General features: G+C 59.4%; 26 protein-coding genes and 1 pseudogene. 19 read left to right on the top strand and 8 right to left on the bottom strand.

The window, feature by feature from the left end:
- Window positions 1-11: 11 nt before the first annotated feature.
- Window positions 12-188: pseudogene (locus ACKXGA_RS00760) on the top strand (L-2-amino-thiazoline-4-carboxylic acid hydrolase); the annotation flags it as partial.
- A 14-nt stretch (window positions 189-202) separates the two neighbouring features.
- Here ACKXGA_RS00760 and ACKXGA_RS00765 read toward each other — a convergent pair.
- From ACKXGA_RS00765 to ACKXGA_RS00780, 4 genes are all read right to left on the bottom strand, one after another.
- Entirely contained in the window at window positions 203-1,333 is a 1,131-nt protein-coding gene (locus ACKXGA_RS00765) for an SLC13 family permease (protein ID WP_423729858.1), read from the bottom strand.
- Window positions 1,334-1,398: 65 nt separating this feature from the next.
- A complete protein-coding gene (locus tag ACKXGA_RS00770; RefSeq protein WP_423729859.1) occupies window positions 1,399-1,632 on the bottom strand; it encodes a hypothetical protein in 234 nt (77 codons plus the stop codon).
- Window positions 1,608-1,763, bottom strand: coding sequence for a hypothetical protein (locus ACKXGA_RS00775; RefSeq protein ID WP_243137916.1), 156 nt, complete (start codon window positions 1,761-1,763; stop codon window positions 1,608-1,610). The genes ACKXGA_RS00770 and ACKXGA_RS00775 overlap by 25 nt, the downstream gene beginning before the upstream one ends.
- Before the next feature lie 267 nt (window positions 1,764-2,030).
- The gene (locus ACKXGA_RS00780; RefSeq protein ID WP_423729860.1) at window positions 2,031-3,422 is read right to left on the bottom strand and encodes a sodium-dependent transporter; all 1,392 of its coding nucleotides are present in this window, start codon (window positions 3,420-3,422) and stop codon (window positions 2,031-2,033) included.
- Window positions 3,423-3,538: 116 nt separating this feature from the next.
- Here ACKXGA_RS00780 and ACKXGA_RS00785 point away from each other — a divergent pair, with 116 nt between their 5' ends.
- Window positions 3,539-4,435, top strand: coding sequence for a LysR family transcriptional regulator (locus ACKXGA_RS00785; RefSeq protein ID WP_423729861.1), 897 nt, complete (start codon window positions 3,539-3,541; stop codon window positions 4,433-4,435).
- A gap of 129 nt (window positions 4,436-4,564) precedes the next feature.
- Entirely contained in the window at window positions 4,565-4,753 is a 189-nt protein-coding gene (locus tag ACKXGA_RS00790) for a sigma factor-like helix-turn-helix DNA-binding protein (RefSeq protein WP_423730377.1), read from the top strand.
- A 32-nt stretch (window positions 4,754-4,785) separates the two neighbouring features.
- On the opposite strand, the gene ACKXGA_RS00795 is transcribed toward ACKXGA_RS00790, so the two are convergent.
- A complete protein-coding gene (locus ACKXGA_RS00795; protein ID WP_097770708.1) occupies window positions 4,786-5,451 on the bottom strand; it encodes a Crp/Fnr family transcriptional regulator in 666 nt (221 codons plus the stop codon).
- Between the two features lie 99 nt (window positions 5,452-5,550).
- Here ACKXGA_RS00795 and ACKXGA_RS00800 point away from each other — a divergent pair, with 99 nt between their 5' ends.
- Window positions 5,551-6,270 carry an ATP-binding protein gene (locus ACKXGA_RS00800; protein ID WP_423729862.1) on the top strand — a complete coding sequence of 240 codons (720 nt, stop codon included), beginning with the start codon at window positions 5,551-5,553 and terminating at the stop codon, window positions 6,268-6,270.
- 40 nt (window positions 6,271-6,310) lie between these two features.
- Here the strand turns inward: ACKXGA_RS00800 and ACKXGA_RS00805 are convergent, their stop codons facing one another.
- Window positions 6,311-7,267 carry a pyruvate kinase gene (locus ACKXGA_RS00805; RefSeq protein ID WP_117477520.1) on the bottom strand — a complete coding sequence of 319 codons (957 nt, stop codon included), beginning with the start codon at window positions 7,265-7,267 and terminating at the stop codon, window positions 6,311-6,313.
- A 327-nt stretch (window positions 7,268-7,594) separates the two neighbouring features.
- On the opposite strand from ACKXGA_RS00805, the gene ACKXGA_RS00810 reads away from it, so the two are divergent.
- The 10 genes from ACKXGA_RS00810 (at window position 7,595) to ACKXGA_RS00855 (ending at window position 15,840) form a co-directional block, all read left to right on the top strand.
- Window positions 7,595-8,059 carry an Hsp20/alpha crystallin family protein gene (locus tag ACKXGA_RS00810; protein WP_117503829.1) on the top strand — a complete coding sequence of 155 codons (465 nt, stop codon included), beginning with the start codon at window positions 7,595-7,597 and terminating at the stop codon, window positions 8,057-8,059.
- Window positions 8,060-8,229: 170 nt separating this feature from the next.
- Window positions 8,230-8,427 (top strand): DUF6019 family protein, encoded by a 198-nt coding sequence (locus ACKXGA_RS00815; RefSeq protein WP_117503832.1) that lies wholly within the window; start codon window positions 8,230-8,232, stop codon window positions 8,425-8,427.
- Window positions 8,428-8,690: 263 nt separating this feature from the next.
- Entirely contained in the window at window positions 8,691-9,503 is an 813-nt protein-coding gene (locus tag ACKXGA_RS00820) for a M15 family metallopeptidase (RefSeq protein WP_423729863.1), read from the top strand.
- Between the two features lie 19 nt (window positions 9,504-9,522).
- Window positions 9,523-10,806 (top strand): M16 family metallopeptidase, encoded by a 1,284-nt coding sequence (locus ACKXGA_RS00825; RefSeq protein WP_423729864.1) that lies wholly within the window; start codon window positions 9,523-9,525, stop codon window positions 10,804-10,806.
- Complete coding sequence (yfmH, locus tag ACKXGA_RS00830; RefSeq protein ID WP_117533037.1) at window positions 10,799-12,118, top strand: EF-P 5-aminopentanol modification-associated protein YfmH; 1,320 nt, start codon at window positions 10,799-10,801, stop codon at window positions 12,116-12,118. Before ACKXGA_RS00825 ends, yfmH begins: the two co-directional genes overlap by 8 nt.
- The gene (lgt, locus tag ACKXGA_RS00835; protein ID WP_423729865.1) at window positions 12,115-13,173 is read left to right on the top strand and encodes a prolipoprotein diacylglyceryl transferase; all 1,059 of its coding nucleotides are present in this window, start codon (window positions 12,115-12,117) and stop codon (window positions 13,171-13,173) included. The genes yfmH and lgt overlap by 4 nt, the downstream gene beginning before the upstream one ends.
- Window positions 13,174-13,304: 131 nt before the next feature.
- Window positions 13,305-13,616, top strand: a complete 312-nt coding sequence (gene rplU / locus ACKXGA_RS00840) for a 50S ribosomal protein L21 (protein WP_035394408.1) — start codon at window positions 13,305-13,307, stop codon at window positions 13,614-13,616.
- Between the two features lie 14 nt (window positions 13,617-13,630).
- Window positions 13,631-13,882 (top strand): 50S ribosomal protein L27, encoded by a 252-nt coding sequence (rpmA, locus tag ACKXGA_RS00845; RefSeq protein ID WP_005923362.1) that lies wholly within the window; start codon window positions 13,631-13,633, stop codon window positions 13,880-13,882.
- A gap of 96 nt (window positions 13,883-13,978) precedes the next feature.
- Window positions 13,979-15,262, top strand: a complete 1,284-nt coding sequence (gene obgE / locus ACKXGA_RS00850; protein ID WP_117533039.1) for a GTPase ObgE — start codon at window positions 13,979-13,981, stop codon at window positions 15,260-15,262.
- A 173-nt stretch (window positions 15,263-15,435) separates the two neighbouring features.
- A complete protein-coding gene (locus ACKXGA_RS00855) occupies window positions 15,436-15,840 on the top strand; it encodes a Mini-ribonuclease 3 (protein WP_242885724.1) in 405 nt (134 codons plus the stop codon).
- Between the two features lie 70 nt (window positions 15,841-15,910).
- Here ACKXGA_RS00855 and ACKXGA_RS00860 read toward each other — a convergent pair whose 3' ends face one another.
- Entirely contained in the window at window positions 15,911-16,066 is a 156-nt protein-coding gene (locus ACKXGA_RS00860) for a hypothetical protein (RefSeq protein ID WP_005933941.1), read from the bottom strand.
- An 89-nt stretch (window positions 16,067-16,155) separates the two neighbouring features.
- On the opposite strand from ACKXGA_RS00860, the gene ACKXGA_RS00865 reads away from it, so the two are divergent.
- From ACKXGA_RS00865 to ACKXGA_RS00885, 5 genes are all read left to right on the top strand, one after another.
- Window positions 16,156-17,691 (top strand): RsmB/NOP family class I SAM-dependent RNA methyltransferase, encoded by a 1,536-nt coding sequence (locus ACKXGA_RS00865; RefSeq protein WP_423729866.1) that lies wholly within the window; start codon window positions 16,156-16,158, stop codon window positions 17,689-17,691.
- A 178-nt stretch (window positions 17,692-17,869) separates the two neighbouring features.
- The gene (locus tag ACKXGA_RS00870) at window positions 17,870-18,607 is read left to right on the top strand and encodes a YebC/PmpR family DNA-binding transcriptional regulator (protein ID WP_097770719.1); all 738 of its coding nucleotides are present in this window, start codon (window positions 17,870-17,872) and stop codon (window positions 18,605-18,607) included.
- Between the two features lie 217 nt (window positions 18,608-18,824).
- The gene (locus tag ACKXGA_RS00875) at window positions 18,825-19,091 is read left to right on the top strand and encodes a hypothetical protein (RefSeq protein ID WP_154276333.1); all 267 of its coding nucleotides are present in this window, start codon (window positions 18,825-18,827) and stop codon (window positions 19,089-19,091) included.
- Window positions 19,084-19,362: a DUF4160 domain-containing protein gene (locus tag ACKXGA_RS00880; RefSeq protein WP_117503854.1), complete on the top strand. Its 279-nt coding sequence runs from the start codon at window positions 19,084-19,086 to the stop codon at window positions 19,360-19,362. Before ACKXGA_RS00875 ends, ACKXGA_RS00880 begins: the two co-directional genes overlap by 8 nt.
- 134 nt (window positions 19,363-19,496) lie before the next feature.
- On the top strand, window positions 19,497-21,221 hold the full coding sequence (locus ACKXGA_RS00885) for a PASTA domain-containing protein (protein WP_423729867.1): 1,725 nt from the start codon (window positions 19,497-19,499) through the stop codon (window positions 21,219-21,221).
- Between the two features lie 153 nt (window positions 21,222-21,374).
- Here the strand turns inward: ACKXGA_RS00885 and ACKXGA_RS00890 are convergent, their stop codons facing one another.
- A complete protein-coding gene (locus ACKXGA_RS00890) occupies window positions 21,375-22,853 on the bottom strand; it encodes a glutamate synthase subunit beta (RefSeq protein WP_156070217.1) in 1,479 nt (492 codons plus the stop codon).
- Between the last annotated feature and the right edge of the window lie 2 nt (window positions 22,854-22,855).

The following is a 22,855-nucleotide window of genomic DNA, read 5'->3' on the forward strand; positions in this document are numbered from 1 at the left end:
GGATGCCCTTTGGGATGTGTGTGCTGATGAAGGAGCTGGGTCTGTACGACCTGGCCCCCGCCCTGTGCCGTCTGGACTACACCATGAGCGAAGCAGGCGGTGTGACGAACTTTGTGCGGCAGTACACCCTTGCCTCCGGCGGACCCTACTGCGACTGCGGGTACAAAAAGGGTATAGAAAATCCATAAGTCATCTGCCACGCTCAGCGGAGCAAAAACCACACACCCAGCAGGATCGCAAGGAAGATCAGGTTGGACAGGGTGAACAGCCCAAAATACTGCTTCTTTCCCTGTGGCAGCTCCCGTGTAATCTGCCGGTAGGAGATAAGACTGGCCATGGATGCGATCAAAGTACCAAGACCTCCCAGATTGGTGCCGATGATGAGGGCTTGTGTCTCTGCCGTGAACCCGGACAGCAGCAGGGCGGCGGGAACATTACTGGTGACCTGCGAAGCAAGAACCGCCACCAGCACTTCCCGACCGGTCAGAAACTCCTGCAGCCAGCCGGAAAAGGCCGGAATGCGCCCCAGATTGCCAATGAAGATGAAAAAAGCCACAAAGGTCAAAAGCAGGGAATAGTCCACTGCCCGTAAGGTGTGCGGGTCTGCAAAAAGAACGCAGACGAGTACAGCGGCAAAGGCGATGCCATAGGGCAGCACCCGGATCACGGACAGCAGGCAAACGGCAAACAGAACCAGATACAGCAGGATGATCTTCTGATCTCCCTGAGATGCAGAAGAAACAAGCTCATCCACGGAGAGGGTGGCAGAGGCTTTCCGGCAGACCATTGCTGCCCAAGCCAGCAGCAGGAGCAGAGAGACCAGTGTGTAAGGCAGCATAAGAAGCACAAATCCCCCGATGCTCATGCCGCTTTTTCCGTAAAGATAGAGGTTCTGCGGGTTGCCGATGGGGGTCAGCATGCTGCCAAGGTTTGCCGCAATGGTCTGCATACAGACCACCGGGACCGGAAGGGAGCGGCGGACATCCGCTCCCAGACGGCTCAGGACCACGAACGTAAAGGGAACGAAGGTCAGCAGGGAAACATCGTTGGTGATGAACATGCTTCCGAAAAAGCACAGCCCGACCAGTACCAGCGTCAGCTGAAGGGTGCTGTGGGTGCGGGACAGCAATGCCCGGCCCAGTCCATCAAAAAAGCCCTGCCGCCGCAGCCCGGCCATGACCGTCATCAGGGAAAACAGGATCGCCAGCGTGCGCAGGTCGATGTAGCCGATATACTGCACATCCGGCGGAACAAAGAAGGCGGAGATAACGGCCAGCACAGCGGCTGCGGTGAGGACCGTTTCCTGCTGAATGAATTGTTTGAGTAGTTTCATAGAGACACATCCTTGTAGTTGTAAAGGCTGCCCTGCTACGGTGCCGGACGGCCTTTTTTCGTATTTCAGAGCAACAGATCAAACAACCCGATCATCAGCGGCATGGTCAGGATGGAAAGCAGCGTGCTCAGGACATAGATCGCACTGGAATGAGAAGCATCCCGGTCATAGAGCTGTGCCATGGAGGTGACCGTTGCACAGGCGGCGGCATTGCTGTAAATGATATTGACCTGCTCCACGGCGTCCAGCTTGAGAGCTTTGCGGAACAGCGCATTCAGAAGCAGAAATACAACGTGCATTCCAACGGCGATGCCCATGGAATAAAGCAGCCCGGTGCCTTCAACAAGCCGGTTTTTACAACGGCATATCCCATCAGCAGAATCAGAAATAGCTGCGCGATCTGCTGCATCAATAAAAGGCTGATTTGCATTTGGATCTCCTCTTTTGCAATTCGTTTTTGCAGCACCATCCTACTCCATTGGCGGGACACCGTCAAGAGAAAACAGAAAAAATGCGATCTGAATAAGAAAAAACGGATGGCTCCGCAGAACCATCCGATAAAACTGCTATCATCAGTCTTTCCGATACTTATATGCACCCTCAATGGCGTGGATCAGATGATAACGGAACCAAGCGTGTCGGGGTAAATCCCTTTCTGCTCGTCCGGTTTCCCAAAAGTCCACGGGGGCTTTTCGGCTTAAGAAAGGATCCCGGTGGACTGCAAAAACAGCACCAGCATCATCACCGGAGCAACGTATCGGATCATCACCCGGTAGAGTTTCTTGCGGCGGAAGGTCTCGCCGTTGCGCTGCATCTCGTCAATGACGTAATCCGGTGTCATGACCCAGCCAATCAGGATGGTGGACAGCAGGGCAATGAAAGGCATCATAACACTGTTGCTGACATAGTCCATGATATCCAACAGCTGACCCACCGATCCGTTGGGGAGCTGTACTTCAAAATAGAAGATGCTGTAACCCAGTGCGATGACGGCAGAGGCGGCCAGATAGATGACCGCCAGCACAAGCACCGTCTTTTTGCGGCCCGAGTGGAAGATCTCCATGCAGTTGGCGGTGATGGATTCCAGCACCGAGATGCAGGAGGTCAGGGTGGCAAAAATGGCAGTGACAAAGAACAGGATGCCAACGAACACGCCCGCCTTGCCCATGGCGTTGAATACCTTGGGCAGCGAGACGAACATCAGGCTGGGGCCTGCGCTCATGCCCTCGGTGCCAGAGAAAACATACACGGCGGGGATGATCATGGCACCGGCCAGCAGGGCTACGCCGGTATCGAAGATCTCGATCTGATTCACCGCTTTGTTCAGGTCTACTTCCGGTTTGACGTAGGAACCGTAGGTGATCATAATGCCCATGGATACGCTGAGGGAGAAGAACAGCTGGCTCATGGCATCCAGCAAAATCTGCAAAAAGCGGCTGACGGTCAGCCCTTCCATGTGCGGGGTCAGGTAGTAGCGCAGACCTTCCAGACCGGTGCGCATCTGGCCGGAGGCGTCCTCGTGGCGCAGGGTGAGGGCGTAGCCCGCAATCACCACCACCAGAACCAGCAGAATGGGCATCATGTAGCGGGACACCCGCTCAATGCCTCCCTCCACGCCATTGTACACGATGAAAGCCGTCACGCCCATGAACAGCAGAGCGAACACCACAGGCGACACCGGCGAGGTGATGAAGCTGGTAAAATAACCGTCCTCAGCAGCGGCAGCAGACTGTCCGGTCAGGTAGACTGCCGCATATTTTGTGATCCACCCGCCGATGACGGCATAGTAGGTCATAATCAGAACTGGCACCAGAAAGGTCAGGATGCCGAGGAATTTCCACTTGGGGCGCATACTCTCGTAGGCGCGGATGGCACTCTGCTTGGTGCGGCGGCCAATGGCGATATCCGAGGTGAGCAGCGTGAAACCGAAGGTCAGCACCAGCACCAGATACACCAGCAAAAACAAACCGCCGCCATCTTTTGCGGCAAGGTACGGGAACCGCCACAGGTTGCCGACACCCACCGCACTTCCGGCGGCAGCAAGGACAAATCCGATTTGTCCGGAGAAACTGCTTGCTTTCTTTTCCATGATTCTGAAACTCCTATCCGTATTTCCTATTGTAATATAGGATAACATGGAGTATCATATCAGTAAACCGAATAAAATTACTACGACCTATAAATTTTACTTATGGAGTATTTGAGATGCGGGAACAGAAAGACCGATACGAGATATTCTTGAAAGTGTGCGAAACGGGCAGTTTTTCCAAAGCAGCGGAGGCACTGAACCATACCCAATCCGGCATCAGCCAGATGATGGCGGGGTTGGAAGAAGAACTGGGCGTGAAGCTGTTCGCCCGCATCAACCGGGGCGTGACCCTGACCGACAACGGGACACGTCTTTTGCCCTACGTCCGGGAACTGGCCAACCAGAAGAACCGGCTGCGGCAGGCTGCGTTCAATATCAACCACAAGGTGGAGGGCAAGCTGCGGGTGGGCAGCTTTTCCAGCATCACAACGCTCTGGATGCCGGAAGTGGTGCACTATTTCAAGGAGAACTACCCGAAGGTGAGGATAGAGATCCTGGACGGCAACTATGATGAGATCCGGGAATGGATCATCCATGGGCAGGTGGATTGCGGTTTTCTCTCATCCATTGTGGCAGACAACCTGAAATTCTACCCGCTCTGGGACGACCCGTTGTGTGCCGTGTTCCCGGAGGGGCATCCACTGGCTGCACGACCCAGCGTAACGCTGTCGCAGCTGTTTCAGTATCCGCTCATCATTGAAACGCCCGGCTGTGATAATGACATCCAGCACCTGATGCTCAAGTGCCCGGTGAAGCCGAATATTTCTTACAGCTTCCGGGACGATACCCTCATCATGGCGTTCGTGCGCAGCGGGCTGGGCGTGACCATCTCACAGGAGCTGGTGATGCAGGCATTCGGCTGCCCCGGTGTGGTGTCCCGTCCGCTGGAGCCTGCCTGTTGCCGGACGCTGGGGCTGGCGTTTTCCAAAACTGCCAGCTCGGTGGTGAGCCAGACGCTGCTGGAATATCTGAAATCCACCCGGCAGCGAAAGGATACACCGCAGATAAAATAAGAGCAAATAACGGAGAACGGTATAAAAGCCGCTCTCCGTTTTGCTGAATGGAGACGTGCAGTTGGAGCAGGATGGTGGTTCCTTGTTTTTCTGGTAAGAGCACAGGATTCATGCTATCATAGCAGTCATATTGAAAGACATCCCGCCCGGGAGCGCAAGCTGATCCTGCTGCGGTACGGGCTGGCGGGTCAGCCGCCCCTAACCCAGCTGGAAACGGTACAGCTGCTCCAGATCAGCAGAAGTTATGTCTCAAGGCTCGAGACCCACGCACTGGAACAGCTGCGCAAAGGCTGGCTTCAAGAATCACCGGGAGAATAAAGGGTGCCGCCTGCGGGTGGCGCATGGAGCGGTCAACGGGTCAACAGCTCAAAATGGTTCCGTTTGGTGACCAGCAGCCCTTCCTTTTGCAGCTTGGAAAGCTCCACCGACATGGCGGCACGCTCCACGCAGAGAAAATCCGCCAGCTGCTGACGGTCAAAGGGAATGTCAAAGGAAAGGGAGGACTGCCGGATGGATTCGGCAGACAGGTAGGACAGCAGTTTTTCCCGGGTGGTGCGCTTGCTGACATGGGTGATCTTATCGTTAAAAAGCAGTATTTTGTTTGCCAGAACGCTGACCAGATTGCGGATGAGTTTCTGGTGATGGTCGCAGGCGGTGGGGCAGGAGGTGAGCAGCCGCTTGACGTTCAGCAGCAGGATCTCGCAATCCTCCTCTGCCACCACGCTGATGTTCAGGATGGCACCGGGAGTGGCGGCGTAAGGCTCCCCGAAAAAATCTCCGGTATTGCACTTGGACAGGATGTTGCGGTGTCCCCAAAGATCCTCCTGAATCACAAGGGTGGAGCCGGACAGTACCAGCCCCATGACCTCCGTGGAATCTCCGGCACGGAAAATGTAGGAGCCCCGGGGCCGGGTGATTTTCGCTGCACTGACACAGTGCAGGATGGACAGGATCTCATCATCGGTAAGCCCGGTAAAAAAGGGGCAGTTCCGCAGAACAGGCAGATATTTTTGCATAAAAGCCCTCCTTGTTGGAATTCAAACATACAAGCTGCCTTTAGTATACTATAATAAGGATGCAAATGCAAAAAACACCCACAACAGGAGAGTATAGATATGATTCGGAAGATCATCCATATTGACGAAGAAAAATGCAACGGCTGCGGCTTGTGCGCAACCGCCTGCCACGAGGGAGCCATTGATATTATCAACGGCAAGGCAAAGCTGGTGCGGGAAAATTTCTGCGATGGCTTTGGCGATTGCCTGCCGGGCTGCCCCACCGGTGCTATCACCTTTGAGGAGCGGGAAGCCCCCGCTTACGACGAGGCAGCGGTGCAGGAGAACAAAAAGAAAAAAGAGCTGCAGGAGAAGATGAAGCATCTCCACGAGGGCGGCTGCCCCGGCTCCCGGATGCGGATGCTGGAACAGCCGGAGGCTGCCGAAAGCGCAGCTGCTGCCCCCGTGCAGCCAGTTTCCCGCCTGCGCAACTGGCCGGTGCAGATCAAGCTGGCACCCATCCATGCGCCCTACTTTGAGGGCGCAAAGCTACTGATTGCAGCGGACTGCACGGCCTATGCCTACGCCAATTTCCATCAGGAATTTATGCGCGGCAAGGTGACCCTCATCGGCTGCCCGAAGCTGGACGCTGTGGATTACAGCGAAAAGCTCACCGAGATCCTGCGCAGCAACGACATCCAGAGCGTGACCATCCTCCGCATGGAGGTGCCCTGCTGCGGCGGCTTGGAGATGGCAGCGAAAAAGGCACTGCAGACCAGCGGAAAGTTCATTCCGTGGCAGGTGGTCACCATTTCCATTGACGGAAAAATTCTAGACTAAATGCGGCAACACAGATCGACCGAGTGTCTTTGACTTTGGGTTATTCCAAGGCGGTGCGGGCAGTGCGCACAAGATACTCCATGGCCTCCACCGGGTACTGCCCGGCGGCGGTCTCCCCGGTGAGCATCACGCTGGAAGCGCCGTCTGCTACGGCGTTGTAGATGTCGCTGACCTCGGCGCGGGTGGGGACCGCCCGGCTGCACATACTGTCCAGCATCTGGGTCACCACCATAAAGGGCACCCCGGCAGACCGGCAGACCGCCGAAAGCTGTTTCTGGCACCGGGGCAGCTCCCACAGGGGCATGGCGTTGCCAAGGTCCCCGCGGGCAATGACCACTTCATCCACAAGGGGGAGGAACTCCGGCAGGGCCTGTACCCCCGCAAGGCTCTCGATCTTGGCAAAAATGCGGATCTGCCCGGCCCCGGCCTGTTCCAGCGCCCGGCGCAGGGTGCGGATGTCCTCAGCCCCCCGAACGAAGGGCAGCATCACCCCGGTAACGCCGCAGGCTCCCGCCAGCTGCAGGTTTTGCAGGTCCTCCTCCGTCAACGTGGGGGAGGCCACCGTCAGCCCCGGTGCCGCAAGGCTTTTGCGGCTTTGCAGGGTGCCGCCCCGTACCACAGTACACTGCAGGGCAGCGCCATCGGCTTCGGCCACCTGCACAAGGAGCCTGCCGTCGTCCAGCAGGAGGTTCTGGCCCGGCCGGGCTGCATGCACCAGCGCCGTCGGGCAGGGGACACCCCCTTGCCCCAGCCGGAGGCTCTGGCCTGGTTCCAGCACAAGGGGCTGGGGCAGCGTGCCAATGCGCAGCTCCGGCCCCTGCAGGTCGATGAGCAGCTGGGGGATGCCCACGGCGTGGATGATATCCAGCCAGTCTTTGTGGGCCGAAAGGGGCCCGTGGGAAAGGTTCATGCGGATGCCCGTCATGCCAGCTTCCACCATGCGCTGCAAGGTCTCCAGCTGGGCACAGGCGGGGCCGATGGTACCATAAAATTCCAAAAAATCACCCGGTTTCGTTTTTTCCTATTGTAACACGGAACGGGACCGTTGAAAAGTGCCAAACCGGGCGGCAGCGAAAAAAGGCGTGGCAGCCCGCCCCAAAGGGGAAAACGGAGAGAGCCAGAACCAAGAAATTGTTGCAGAAGTATTATTTTTTTGTGAATATTAGCACTCTGCTATTGACACTGCTAACGTATGGTGCTATAACAGTGGCGTGCTCAGGAGGAAGGGCAAAAGGAGAGCCGCTAGGCTCCCCGGAAAGCCCTTCTGAATGGACGCTTCAGATTTTTTGCCCCGACCCGAACGCCGGGATTGGAGGAATGATTTATGCTTATGCCGACTGTTTTCCATGAAAACCTGTTCGATGATTTCTTCGATCCGTTCTGGAATGACGCTGCACTGGAACGTATGATGAACCGTGAGGCTCGTGATACCTTTGGTAAGCGCGGTGCAAACATGATGAAGACCGATGTCAAACAGACGGACAACGGCTACGAAGTAGCTGTTGACCTGCCGGGCTGCAAGAAGGAAGACGTTCAGATGGATCTGAACGACGGCTACCTGACCATTCAGGCAGTGCGCAGCCACAGCAATGACGAAAAGGATAAGAAGGGCCGCTATCTGCGGCGCGAATCCTTCTCCGGCACCTGCGCACGCAGTTTCTACGTGGGCGATGTGAAGAAGGAGGACATCCATGCAAAGTTCGAGGATGGTGTCCTGTACGTCGAGCTGCCTGCTCCTCAGCAGACGAAGGCTTTGCCTGAGAACCCGAATTTGATTGCAATCGAGTAAAACGCCGGTCGTGTGCGCCAAGTCACACACGCACATAAAGTGGCCCCGGAGAGCTGCAACAAGCCCTCCGGGGCCGTTTTTGTTTCCTGGTATCTTTTCCGCAGAGAGAAATCATGGTATACTGAGAACGACAACTCGGAATTTATGAAATCGGAGGCATTGATATTATTATGTGGAATGAACTAGGAATCAGCGGTGGAACCGCAATCGTTGTTTTAATTGCGCTGTATTTTGTTATCAAGTGGGCAGTGAAAAATGGTATTAAAGAAGCATACAGTGCTATCACCGGAAAGAAAACTGATGAAGACATCAAAAACGAGAAAGAACTGAAAGAGCTTGGAGCAGATCTGAAGATCAAGCTGTCCTGAACGAGTCCTCTGCCACGGTAGCCGGTCACCCTCTCCATTGACGGGAAAATTCTGAATGGAGGAAAGCGCTTTAACGCGGGATTTTTATAAACCCCAAAGGGAGTTCTGTTCGGACGTTCGTCCGTAACGGAACTCCCTTTTTTGAAAGACACAATTTTTTAACATCCCTTTCCGTTTACACCCCGGCGAAAGAAGTGTATAATAAAATAATGTAATTGTGCGGCTGTGCATTGCGAAATGATGTGAGAAGGGAACCGATATCGATGAACCAAAACAAGCAAGCGCCCCGGCGGCGGATGACCCGGCGGGAGTGGAGGATCCGGCGCTGCCTGCGTCTGGCACGGAACTGGGCCGTGTTTCTGGCGGCCTGCGGCGCGGCTGTTGCCCTGATGACCAGCGGCATTTTATGGCTGCTGCCCAAGGCCCACGCCCTGATCGCGGGGCCGGAGGCCTTTGTGGCCAGAAATTACGATGGCACCGAATACCAGCTGAACCTTGCCGATGCCCGGCTGGTGCTGGTGAACGGCAATCTGCCGCTGGACGCAGAGCCTGCCCCGGCCCTTGCGGTGGCGGATGATGCCACGGGCCAGCAGCTGGAAGCGGAAGCCGCAGAGCAGTACCGCGCCATGGCGGCAGCTGCGGCGGCAGACGGTATCACGCTGGAACTGGTGACGGGCTATCAGGATGTTTTCGCACGGGAAGCGGCCTTTGATGCCCGGAAGCAGGTGTATCTGGAAAAGGGGCTTTCCGAAGAGGAGGCTGCGGCCTATGCCGCCTGCGTCTGCCCTCCGGCCAATGCCAGCGAGCAGGCCACCGGCTATGCGGCGGACATTCTCAGCCCGGACTGCACCGAAAAGACCACCCGCTTTGCCGATACCCGCGCCTACGAGTGGCTGACCGCCTACGCTGCGGAGTATGGTTTTATCCTCCGCTGGCCGGAGGAGCGGCAGGCCGCCACCGGCATGGTATACGAGCCCTGGCACTGGCGCTATGTGGGGGTGGAAAATGCCCTCGCCATCCGCGCGTCCGGACTCTCGCTGGAGGAGTTCCTTGCGCTGGAGCGCACAAAGCTGTAACAAAAAAGGAGAACGACTGTTGAGACGAACCGAGATCGCGCCCGGGGTCCATCTTTCCTGGGACCCGGCGCAGAAATTCAACCGCTGCCGGATCAGCATCCACTTTGCGTTTCCGGCACGGCGGGAGACGGCAACCGCCCACGCTCTGCTGCCTCTGTTGATGGAGCGGGGCTATGCGGATTGCCCGGATATGACCCAGATGACCAAAAAGCTTGCCCGGCTGTACGGCGCGGACCTGACCGTGGATGCCCGCCCGCTGGGTGCAAACCACAACCTCTGCGTCAGTGTGACCGGCATCAAGGACCGCTTTGCACTGGAGGGCGAGGCCCTGACCCGGGAGTATGCCGCGCTGGCACTGGGCACGGCGTTCCATCCCTATTTTGTGGGCGGTGTGTTTGACCCGGAGGCGGTCACCATCGAAAAGCAGATGCTGAAAAAGGCGCTGGAGGATGAGATCAACGAAAAGCGCATCTACTGCCAGCGGCAGGCCAACCGGGAGTTCTTTGGGAGCAGCCCCGCCGGTATCCGGCAGGAGGGTTATCTGGACGAGGTGGACGGCCTGACCCCGGAAACGCTGACCGAGGCTTATCGTGAGATGCTCCGCACCGCCAGCATCGAGCTGCTGGTGCTGGGCTGCGGGGAAGCGGAAACCGAGCAGGTGAAGCAGGCCCTGCTGGAAGAGCTTTCCCACATCGGGCGGGCCCCGCTGCCATTGTGCGAGAACCTTGCCATGCCCCGGCAGGATGCCGTGCGCAGGGTGGAATGCTTTGACACGGTGCAGGCCAAGCTCTGCATGCTGTTCACGCTGGGCGTGCCCATGCGCCCCGACCAGATGGCGGCGGTGCGGCTTGCCATGGCGCTGTATGGCGGCAGTGTGACCAGCCGCCTGTTCCTGAACGTGCGGGAACGGGATCATCTGTGCTATTACTGCTCATCCAGCTTCCAGAGCTTTACCGGGAGCATGGCTGTGAACAGCGGCGTGGAGCACGCCGACGCAGCCCGGGCCGAAAAAGCGATCCTGAAGGAGCTGGACGACCTGCGCAATGGCCCCATCACGGCTGAGGAGCTTGAGGACTGCCGCCGCTCCCTGCTGAGCGGGATGGCGGGCATTGAGGATACGCTGGGCGGCATTGAGACCTGGTATTACATGGAGGTGCTGCGGGGCGGCCCGGTGCAGACCCCGGACGATGCCCGCGCGGCCCTGCAGGCTGTGACCGAGGAGGATGTCCGCACCGTCCTGCGGCAGCTGACCCTTTCAGTCAGCTATCTTCTGACCCGAGAGGAGGAGAGCGCCCATGCCTGAACAGAACACGAACCGTGCCCTGACCGAGGCCGCCGCCGATGAGTGGAAGGTGCTGCCCTCGGGCCTGACGGTGCTGGTGCGGCCCATGCCGGGCTATTCCGGCACTCATGTCATCTATGCCACCCGCTTTGGCTCCATCGACCGGGATTTCCGGGTGGACGGCAGGGAAGTGCACCTGCCCGCCGGTGTGGCGCATTTTCTGGAACACAAGATGTTTGAGGATGAGGACGGCGATGCCTTTGCAAAGTTCGCCAAGACCGGTGCCAACGCCAATGCCTTTACCAGCTTTGACCGCACCTGTTACCTGTTTACCGCCACCGAGCAGCTGGACGAAAGCCTGGATGTGCTGCTGGGCATGGTGGGCCGCCCCTACTTTACCGAGCAGACCATCGCCAAGGAGCAGGGCATCATCGGGCAGGAGATCAAAATGTATGATGACAGCGCCGACTGGCGGCTCATCACCGGCCTGTGCGAGTGCCTGTATCACAGCCACCCCATCCGCAGCGATATTGCGGGCACGGTGGAAAGCATTGCAGAGATCACGCCGGAGATGCTGTACGACTGCTGTAAGGCGTTCTATGCCCCCAACAACATGGTGCTGGCCGCCGCAGGCAGCACCAGCATGGAACAGATCCTGGCGGCCTGTGCGCGCCACGGCCTGATGGAAGCACGCCCGGTGGAGCGGGTGCAGCGGCTCTGGACAGAGGAACCCATGACGCTGGCCGCTGCCGAAAAGACCATTACAATGCCGGTGTCCAAGCCCTGCTTTGGCATCGGCTTCAAGGAGCAGCCGCTGCAGCATGACGACCTGCGCAGCGAGATCCTGTATGACCTCATCCTCTGCTGCATCTCTGGCGGCATGTCGAGGCTCTACCGGAAGCTCTATGATGAGGGCTTGACCAACCCCGGCTTTGGCGGGGAGGTGCTCCGGGTGGACGGTTGCTGCTGCATCCTGTTCACCGGCGAGAGCGATGTGCCCGACACTGTGAAGCAGCTGCTGCTGGAGGAGATCCGGCGCATCCGTGCTGAGGGCGTGGACCGGGAGATCTTTACCCTGTGCAAGAATGAAAAATACGGCCAGCTGATCGAAAATCTGGAGAACGTGGAGGACTCGGCCAGCCAGATGGCAGATTTTGCCCTCAGCGGCCAGACCGTGGCCCAGCAGATCGCCACGCTGGCGGCGCTGACGGCAGAGGATGCCGACGCAGCGCTGCAGAAGATCCTGAGCGAAGAGCGGATGGCTGTGATGTACATCCAGCCCGACGGCACGGCCGGGGAAGAGCTGGACGATGAAGAGGAGATGGAAGAATGACGAATCTGGTGCAGTTTCCGGGGCTGGGGCTGAGCTTTGAGCTTGACCGCATAGCCTTTTCCATCGGAGGCATGAACATTTACTGGTACGGTGTCTGCATTGCCGTGGGCATGTGCCTGGCGCTGGTGTTCGCCTTCCGGCACAGCGTGGAGTTCGGCGTGGATGCCGATGCCATGGTGGATGTCATCCTCATCGGCGTGGTCATGGGCATTCTGTGTGCCCGGCTCTACTATGTGGCCCTTTCGCCCTATCAGTACCACAGCCTGAAAGATGTGCTGGCCATCCGGGATGGCGGTCTTGCCATTTACGGCGGCATCATCGGAGCCTTTCTGTTCGGCGGGTTGGCCTGCAAGTGGAGGAAGGTCCCCGTGCTGCCCATGTTCGATCTGGCGGCCATGGGCTTCCTCATCGGGCAGGGCTGCGGCCGCTGGGGCAACTTCTTCAATCAGGAGGCCTTTGGCTGCAACACCACCCTGCCCTGGGGCATGTACAGCCAGGCGACCCACGATTACCTGACGAGCAGCGTGGTCACGGTGCCCAAAGGTGTGACCATCGACCCGAACCTGCCGGTGCATCCTACCTTCTTATATGAGAGCATCTGGTGCTTTGTGGGCCTGTTTCTGCTGGTGCGCTACATCAAAAAGCGCAGGTTTGCAGGGGATATCGCCCTGCGGTACCTCGTCTGGTACGGCGCGGGCCGCTTCTGGATCGAAGCCCTCCGCACCGACAGCCTGCTGCTGGTGCCCAGCATCGGCCTGCGGGTGTCCCAGCTGGTGGCAGGCGTTGCCGTTGTGGGCGGTGTGATCGCTGAGATCCTTCTGACAAAAAAGTTCAGGGACAAGCCCCTGATGGTAGAGCTGCCCCTGAACAGCGAGAACCGGGCACGGATGAAAAAGCTGGACGGCCCCACTGCCTTTGCGGGGAAGGACACTGCTCTGCCGGCCTCTGCATCCCGCGCGGAGTTCGTTGAGAAAACGGCAGCATGGAATGAGGCCGTGAAGGAAGCGCTGGGCCGGCGCGAGCGCCCGGAAAAGAACGAAAAAAATCCGGAGTAAAGTGCAAAAAGCCCTTGCAAAGCGGACTTTTTTCTGCTATAATATTCTAGCCGCATGGTGTGGGCACCGGAAACGGCCCCGTGAGGGTCTGCCTTTACGACCAGCGAGTACAACGAAAAGGAATGAACAAAATGTACGCAATCATTGTTACCGGCGGTAAGCAGTACCGCGTGGAGCAGGGCGACATCGTCTACATCGAAAAGCTGGACGTTGAGGCCGACTCCGAAGTGAAGTTTGATCAGGTTCTCGCTATTGGCGAGGAGGGTTCTGTCAAGGTTGGCGCTCCCGTTGTTGAGGGCGCTTCCGTTTCTGCCAAGGTCATCAAGAATGGCAAGGGCAAGAAGCTGAACATCATCACCTATCGCGCAAAGAAGCACAGTGCTCGCCGCATGGGCCATCGTCAGCCCTACACCAAGGTTGAGATCACTGCGATCAACGGCTAAGGAGGTAAATTACAATGGCACATAAAAAGGGCGTAGGCAGCACCAAGAACGGCCGCGATTCCGCAGCACAGCGTCTGGGCACCAAGCGTGCAGACGGTCAGTTCGTTCTGGCCGGCAACATCCTGGTTCGTCAGCGTGGCACCCACATCATGCCGGGTGAGAACGTTGGCAAGGGCAGCGATGACACCCTGTTTGCTCTGGTTGACGGCACTGTCCGTTTTGAGCGCGTGGGCAAGAGCGGCAAGAAGTGCAGCGTGAAGCAGTAACTTCTGCCTGAAAAACTGCAACCCGAAGAGCCGGACCCTCGTGGCCCGGCTCTTTTTAGGTAACGAAAAAGCCTTTTTGAGAATAGGAGGGGCTGTATGGCAGCACAAACCAATTTTATCGATATCGCCACCATCTGGCTCCATGCGGGCAAGGGCGGCGATGGCGCAGTGAGCTTCCATCGTGAGAAGTTCGTGGCCGCTGGCGGCCCGGACGGCGGTGATGGCGGCCGCGGCGGTGACATCATCTTTGTGGCGGACGATCATCTTTCCACCCTGATGGACTTCCGCTACAAGCGCAAGTACACTGCCCCCGAGGGCGGCAAGGGCGGCGCAAGCCTCTGCCACGGCAAGAATGCCGAGAACCTCATCATCAAGGTGCCGCTGGGCACCGTGATCAAGGACGCGGAGAGTGGGCTGGTCATCGCGGACCTGTCCGACCACACCCCCGTCACCATCGCAAAGGGTGGCCGCGGCGGCTACGGCAACGCACATTTTGCAACGCCTACCCGCCAGATCCCCAAGTTTGCCAAGCCCGGTATGCCCGGTGAGGACATCCAGGTGACGCTGGAGCTGAAGCTGATCGCTGATGTGGGCCTGATCGGCTTCCCCAATGTGGGTAAGTCCACCCTCATCTCCACCATCAGCGCGGCCAAGCCCAAGATCGCGAACTATCACTTCACCACGCTGGTGCCCACCCTGGGTGTCGTGTCGGTGGGTGAGGGCGCAAGCTTTGTCTGCGCCGATATCCCCGGCCTGATCGAGGGTGCCAGCGAGGGCATTGGTCTGGGCCACGACTTCCTGCGCCATGTGGAGCGCTGCCGCCTGCTGCTGCATGTGGTGGATGTCTCCGGCAGCGAGTGCCGTGAGCCGGTGGAGGACTTTGAAAAGATCAACGAGGAGCTGGCAAAGTTCAGCCCCGAGCTGGCACAGCGCCCCCAGATCGTGGTGGGCAACAAGTGCGACCTGGCCACCGAGGAGCAGATCGAGAGCTTCCGCAGCTATGTGGAGGGCAAGGGCCTGACCTTTGTGCCCATCTCTGCCGCCACCATGCAGGGCGTGCGGGAGCTGCCGGGCCTGGTCTACAACCGCCTGAAGGATATCCCGCCGGTGCCCGTGTTCACCCCCGAGTACAAGAAGCCCGAGCCCAAGGCCAACGACCGTGCTTATACCATCCAGCGGATGGAGGCCCATGTGTGGAGCATCGACGCGCCCTGGCTGGAGTATATCCTGGCCGGCAGCAATGTGGATGACTACGAGAGCCTGCAGTATTTCCAGCGTCAGCTGGATGAGAGCGGCATCCTGACCGAACTGGTGGAAAAGGGCGTGCAGGAGAACGACACCATCCTCATTGGTGAATATCAGTTCGATTATATCTTCTAAGAGGTTAACTGGCTCGCCCTCTCAGGCCGCTTCGCGTCCAGCTCCCCCAAAGGGGGAGCCCTTGGCAAAAACAAGCTGTTTTGCGTGGATTGCCAAAGCCTCGCCCTTCGGGAGAGGTGGCAGTGCGAAGCACTGACGGAGAGGGTGAGGGCGCTGACAAAAGGGATTTTCTTATGAACGAATCGGAAACCATCGACCCCCGTGAGCTGAACCCGCTGGCGCTGGCCTTTGTGGGGGACAGCGTGCTGGAATTGCTGGTGCGCACCCGTTTGGCACGGCATCACCGGATGTCCGCAGGCAAGCTCAATGTGGAAAAGGTCAAGTATGTCTCGGCCCGGGCACAGTTCCGGGAGGAGCAGCTGCTGGAGCCGCTCTTCACAGAGGAGGAACTGTCCGTGTTCAAGCGGGGCCGCAACGCCAGCAAGGCCAGTGTGGCCAAGCACGCTTCCCCCGAGGAATACCGCGCTTCCACCGGCTTTGAGTGTCTGCTGGGCTGGCTTTACCTCACCGGGCAGATGGCCCGTGTGGAAGAGCTGTTCGATGCCCTGTGGCAGCAGTTTGACCCGAACCAGAAATAAAACGCGAAAGCCCGCTGCTTTCCGCACTGGAAAACAGTGCAGGGAAGGCAGCGGGCTTTCTTATGCGGTGTTACTTCTTGTTCTTGGCACCCTCGTCGTCAGCACCCTTGGTATACTGGTTGGGGTGCTTGTGCTCGTTGGTGGTCTGATTGGTGGTGCGGTTCTGGCTCTGGTTCTTGCAGTTGTTCGTGCGGTTTTCGGTGCGATTCTCGCTGTGGTCCTTCATGGTTCGTTACTCCTTTCGTGAGGGGGCTTTCCCTCACAGCCTTAGTTTTGCCGCGAACGGCGGCTTTATTCATGGGAGGATAAGCTTTCATGCCTACGGAATATTTTGAGCGCCGGGAGCGCGCTCTGCTGGGCGACCGGTTCGATGCTCTCTATGCCGCCCCGCAGGATACTGCTGCCCGGGGCGTGACGGTCTCGGCCCTGCGTGCTGCGCCGGAGCAGTTTGCCGCGCAGGCAGATTTTCCGGTGGAGCCCTCGCCCTTCTGCAAGGCGGGCTTTGTGGTGCAGGACCCCGCCTTCAAGCCCGGGCGGCACCCCTACCACCATGCGGGCGTGTTCTACTCGCAGGAGCCTTCCGCTTCCAGCGCCGCGCCCCTGCTGGGGGTCCGGCCCGGGATGCGGGTGCTGGATACCTGCGCGGCCCCCGGCGGCAAGAGCAGCCAGCTGGCGGCAGCGCTGGGCGGGCAGGGGCTGCTGGTGAGCAACGAGTTCGTTGCCGCCCGCGCCGAGGTACTCCGGAGCAATCTGGAGCGGATGGGCGTGCCCAACGCCGTGGTGCTGAACGAGGACACCGGCCGCATTGCCGCCGCTCTGCCGGAATTCTTTGACCGTGTTCTCGTGGATGCGCCCTGCTCCGGCGAGGGGATGTTCCGCAAGGAAGCCGTGGCTGTGACCCAGCATTGTGAAGCGCTGGTGAAGCAGTGCGCCGCGCTGGGGGCACAGATCCTGGACAACGCGGCGGCCTGCCTGGCCCCCGGCGGCGAGATGATCTTCTCCACCTGCACCTTTGCCCCGGAAGAGGACGAGGGACAGGTGGCGGCATTTTTGCAGCGCCACCCGGAGTTCACGCTGGCCGATGTGTTCGGCAATGTGGATTACAGCTTTGGCAGCCCGGGTGAGGCAAACCGCACCGGCGGCCTGCCGCTGGATGTGAGCAAGGTGCGCCGGATCTGGCCCTGTCAGGGCGGCGAGGGGCATTTTATTGCCCGGTTGGTCAAGGCTGGCACGCCGCGGGCGCTGGCTGCCCCCGGAACCTATACGGCAGAGGAAGAGCTCTGGCTGGCTGCTGCCGCAGAGCAGAGCAAAAAGCAGAAGGGCGGCAAGCCTGCCAAGGCCCCGGATGCCCGCAGCGCCCGCCGGGAGAGCAGCCGTGCCCTGCGGGAGGCGGTGCAGGGCCGCAGCGCCCGCAGCCGGGATGCCGGGGCAGGGGAGGCCACCCCGGCCCAGAGCCTTGCTGCATGGCAGGAGTTTGCCCGGCAGTATTTCCCGGCGCTGGCGGACCGCCCTGCCGTGGTGCATGGCGGCAGCGTTCTGCTGCCCGTGCCCTTCCCGCAGACGGGACTGCATGTCCTGCGGGCGGGGGTGTTCGTGGGCAGCGTGCAGAAGGGCCGTTTCGTGCCGGAGCACCACCTGTTCACGGCATTCGGCGCGCTCTGCACCAACCGCGAAGCACTGACCCTTGCCGACCCACGGGTAACGGAGTACCTTTCCGGCCGTGAGATCGCAGCGGACACTGCCGCCGATGGCTGGTGCTGCGTGACCGTGGACGGCTGCCCCATGGGCGGCGGCAAGGTGTCGGGCGGACGGGTCAAAAATCATTACCCCAAGGCCCTGCGGCTGCTGTAAATCGGCCTGAAAAGCCGGTTTTCCAACACAAACAGGCGAAAAACACGCCCGGAGCCCTTGAATGGGATTCGTGATTGTGCTACAATAATAGAGTTAGATTTTGTGTGCTGCCACAAGCGGGCGACCACAGCCCGTCTGCCCGCAGGCGGAGATTTCGATAAAACTTTAGGAGGTTCCCATGTCTGGACATAGCAAATGGAACAACATTAAGCGCAAGAAGGAAAAGACCGATGGCGCAAGAGCAAAGGTCTTTACCAAGATCGGCCGCGAGATCAGCGTTGCCGTCCGTGACGGCGGCCCCAACCCGGCTTCCAACAGCAAGCTGGCAGACCTGATCGCCAAGGCAAAGCGCATGAGCGTGCCCAACGATAACATCCAGCGCATCATCAAGAAGGCTGAGGGCGGTGACAAGACCGAGTTCGAGGCCATCACCTACGAGGGCTACGGCCCCGGCGGCGTTGCTGTCATGGTGGAGACCCTGACCGACAACCGCAACCGTACCGCTGCCGACCTGCGCCACTACTTCGACAAGAACGGTGGCAACCTGGGCGCTATGGGCTGTGTTGGCTTCCTGTTCAGCCAGAAGGGTGTCATTGACATCTCTCTGGAGGATAAGGATGCCGACGAGGCCATGATGGATGCTCTGGATGCCGGTGCCGAGGACTTTGATGCAGGCGAAGAGGCTGCTGAGATCACCACCGATCCCGAGAACTACTCCGCTGTGGTCAAGGCCATGGAAGAGAAGGGCTACGAGATCCTGAGCGATGACCTGGCCATGGTCCCCATGACCACCACCCGCCTGACCGACCCCGATCAGCTCAAGGCAATGGGCAAGCTGCTGGACTCTCTGGAGGACAACGACGATGTCCAGAACGTCTGGCACAGCCTGGAGAACGAAGAGGACCTGCCGGAATAATGCTCCGCAGGCCTGAATAAGGAACGTAATGAAGCCGCTTTTTGTGTTGCGATGCACAAAGAGCGGCTTTTTACATGGCGGAAGAAGCATCAGCAGGCAACCACGATCATCTCCTTCGCCCTTAAGTGTTTAGAACCAGCCTCGGCGATGATATTTATCGATAATTGAAACTTTCTGGATTTCATGGTATACTTCTTTTAAGAAAGAGGGTGTTCGGATGCTTTATCCTTTTATGACCTTGAATGATGGGACGGAAATCGTTTATTCCTCGCCAATTCAGAATGGCAATCAGGAGCAGGTAAAGGTACAGATTGAAACACCTGTAGAAAACGGCTTTAAGTCGGCGACCTGTATTCTGCCGGGGTATTTGTGGACCAATAATGGCTATTCTGAAATGGAGATGGCGAGCCTGAAAGAGCTGGTCAAATCAACGGCACATCTTCTGATCCGCTTCTCGCATGAGGGGGGGATCGAAAGTGCCTAGTCTGTTCCGGCTGTTCGGTTATGTGATTTTCTTCTGGAGCAATGAAGGTGCACCGCTGGAACCGGTTCATGTCCATGTTGCAAAGGGTGTTCCGAATGCCAGTGCAACAAAGATCTGGATTACGGAAGCGGGAGGCTGTATCGTGGCCAACAATAATTCGAAGATTCCTGCCAGAACGTTGAGCGCAATTGTAGATGTTCTGGAAAGCCGTTCAAGCTACATTGTGGCACAGTGGAACGATGTGTTTGGTGAATCGAAGTTCTACTGCTGATATTGGTGCGAATTGAGCGCTGCCCCCTGTGAAAAAACTCAGAGGGCGGCGCTTTTTTGCTTTGCGGATTGCGCGGCGGGGGTAAATATGGTACAATGATTTGAAACAGACCACGATGAAACGAGGTGGCGCACATGGAAGCAAAACGCATCTGCCCGTACTGCATGGGAGAACTGGAAAGCCGGGTGTCGGTGTGCCCGCACTGCGGCGGGGTACTGGCCGGGCGCAACCCGGCGGGCAGCCTGCCGGTGGGCACGCTGCTGGCCGGGCGGTATACCGTGGGCGAGATGCAGAGCATCGACGGCGAGGGCATCCTGTACCGGGGCGTGGAGAACGTCGGGCGGTTCCGGGTGACCATCAAGGAGTATATGCCCCTGACGCTGTCGGCGGAGCGGGGCACGGACGCGCTGCTCCGGCCCAAACTGGGCAGCGAGGTGCTGTTCAAGACCACCCGGATGGACTTTGCCGATCTCTACCGCTCTATCCAGCGCATCACGCCCGCAAACGGTCTGGAGGCCGTGCTGGACGTGTTCGAGGAGAACAACACCGTCTACGCCGTGATGGAGAATCCCGGCGGCATCCCGCTGCAGCAGTGGCTGGATGAGCGCCCCAGCCCGGTTTCGGCCGAGACGGCCCGCAATATGCTGCAGCCTGTGTTTGACGGCGTGGTGGCCATGCATCAGGTGGGGCTGGTGCACCGGGGCATCTGCCCGGAGAACATCCGGGTGCTGGAAAACGGCCGGGCACGCCTGACGGGCTACGCCACCGTGGGGCTGCGCACGGCGGGCAGCGGCCTGCACGAGCAGCTGTACGAGGGCTACTCGGCACCGGAGCAGTATTCCACCACCGAATTCGAGGGCCGTTACACCGACGAATACAGCCTTGCCGCCGTGGTCTATCGGATGGTCTGCGGGCAGAGCCCTGTTCCTGCGGCACAGCGGCTGGTGTCGGACTCCAACCCCCGTGCCCGCACGCTGGAACGGGCGGTGCCGGAGTATGTTTCGGATGTGCTCTGGATGGGCCTGCAGCTCAGGCCTGCCGAGCGCATCCAGACCGTGCCCCAGCTGTTCCGGGCACTGAGCAGCCAGGAGTATACCACGGAGCTCACCCAGACCCTGCAGCAGGCCGCGCCGCGCCCTCAGTCCACCGAGGAAGAGGAGCAGAAAAAGCATATCCTCAGCCTGCGCAACCTGCTGGCGGCCATCCTGATCCTGCTGGCTATCCTGACATTGCTCATCGTGTGGGGGCTGGTGAATCAGGGGCTGCACACCGCAAAGCCTGCGGAATCCACCCCGGTCTCCGAACCGGCCAGCTCGCTGGTGACAGAGCCGGTGGATCTGGCCCCGGACTTTGTGGGAATGGACTACGATTCGCAGGTGCGCAACAATAACAGCTATGCCGGGGATTACCTGTTCTATGTGACCATGGAATACAGTGATACCGTAGAAAAGGGCAAGATCATCCGTCAGACCCCCGAAGCCGGCGAGGTCATCGAAAAGGGCGGCACCATCGATCTGGTGGTCAGCCGCGGCCCACAGATGGTGGAGATGCCCAACGTGGCAGGCTTTACCCGGGATGGCGCGGAGCAGCAGCTGGCGCAGGTGGGGCTGAATGCGAGCTTCTATCCCATTTATAACGATGGCTCCTATGTTTCGGGCTGTGTGGCCTATTGCAGCGAGGAGCCCGGTGCCATGGTGGAGGTCGGCTCGACCATCATCGTCTATATGGCGGCAGAGGTCGAGGCCGAGGTGCCCGCCACCCCGCCCGAGACCACAACTCCTTCCGCCGGTGCCACACCGTCTGCCGGGCAGACGGAGCCGCCGACCGGTGGGGCCGGTACCGAATACGATACGGATTGACGCAAAGCGGCCTGCCGGAGAGGGCAGGCCGCTTTTTTGATGCAGGTCGATATCCACAGGAAAAGCCAGAGCGGAAGCCCCATGGAGGAAGCTTCCGCTCTGGCTTGTTTAGGATAGGAAAGGGAATGGTTCAGTAATGGCCGGGATGCGGGCTTACAGGTTGGTGTAGCCCATGAGGTAGCGGTCTACCTCGGCGGCGCAGTCGCGGCCCTCGCGCAGGCCCCAGACCACAAGGCTCTGGCCCCGGCGCATATCGCCGCAGGCGAACACCTTGTCCACGTTGGTGCGGAAGTGGTCGGTGTCTACACAGCCGCGGCCAGTCAGGCTGACACCGAAGGCATCGGCCACATAGCTCTCACAGCCCACGAAACCGGCGGCAATGAAGGCCAGTTCGCAGTTGTAGGTGAACTCCTCGCCGGTGGGCACCATGTTGGTGCGGCCGGTCTCGGGGTCACGCTCGGGCTTGAGGTAGGAGATGACGGCAGCGGTCAGGTTGCCTGCATCGTCCTTGAGGAATTCTTTGACCGTGGTCTGGTAGACACGGGGGTCCTTGCCGAACTTTGCCATGCACTCGGTCTGGCCGTAGTCCACCTTGAGCACCCGGGGCCACTCGGGCCAGGGGTTGCTGGCGGCACGCTCCTTGGGGGGCTGCGGCATCATTTCCAGAGCCACCAGATCAGTGCAGCCCTGCCGCAGGGCCGTGCCCTGGCAGTCGTTGCCGGTATCGCCGCCGCCGATGACCAGAACGTTCTTGCCCTTGGCATCAATGGCCCTGCCGTCGGCAAATTTGCTGTCCAGCAGGCTCTTTGTCACGCTGGTGAGGTAATCCACGGCAAAGTGCACGCCATTGGCATCCCGGCCCGGAACGTTCAGGTCACGGGCCTTTTTGGCACCGCAGCAGAGCACCACGGCATCGTAGCTGTTCAGGATGCTCTCGGCATCCACGGCACCGCCCACATCCATGCTGGTGCGGAACTCCACGCCCTCGGCCTGCATGATCTTGATGCGGCGCTCGATGACGGCTTTGTCCAGCTTCATGTTGGGGATGCCGTACATCAGCAGGCCGCCCACGCGGTCGGCGCGCTCAAACACGGTGACGGCGTGGCCCCGGATGTTCAGGTACTCGGCCACCGAAAGACCGGCCGGGCCGCTGCCGATGACGGCCACGCTCTTGCCGGTGCGGGCCGGGGGAGGGGCGGCGTGGAGCCAGCCCTTGGCGTAGCCCGTTTCCACGATGGCGTGCTCGTTTTCGCGCACGGTCACGCTGCTGCCGGTCACGTCACCGCAGGTGCAGGCGGCCTCGCACAGGGCGGGGCAGACCCGGCTGGTGAACTCCGGGAAGCGGTTGGTGGCGCGCAGGCGGTGAAGTGCCAGCTCCCACTTGCCCTGATAGACCAGGTCGTTCCACTCGGGGATCAGGTTGTTCAGCGGGCAGCCCGATGCCATGCCGCCGATCATCATGCCGGCCTGGCAGAAGGGCACGCCGCAGTCCATGCAGCGGGCGGCCTGGGTCTGCTGCTCCTCGCGGGAGAGCCAGACGTGAAACTCGTTGAAATTTTCAATGCGCTCCAGCGGCGGGACATCCGTGCTGGTCTTGCGCGTGTAATCCATAAATCCAGTGATCTTGCCCATGA

The sequence above is a fragment of the Faecalibacterium hominis (ex Afrizal et al. 2022) genome, assembly GCF_049545105.1.
In the GTDB taxonomy this organism is placed as follows: Bacteria; Bacillota; Clostridia; order Oscillospirales; family Ruminococcaceae; genus Faecalibacterium; species Faecalibacterium duncaniae.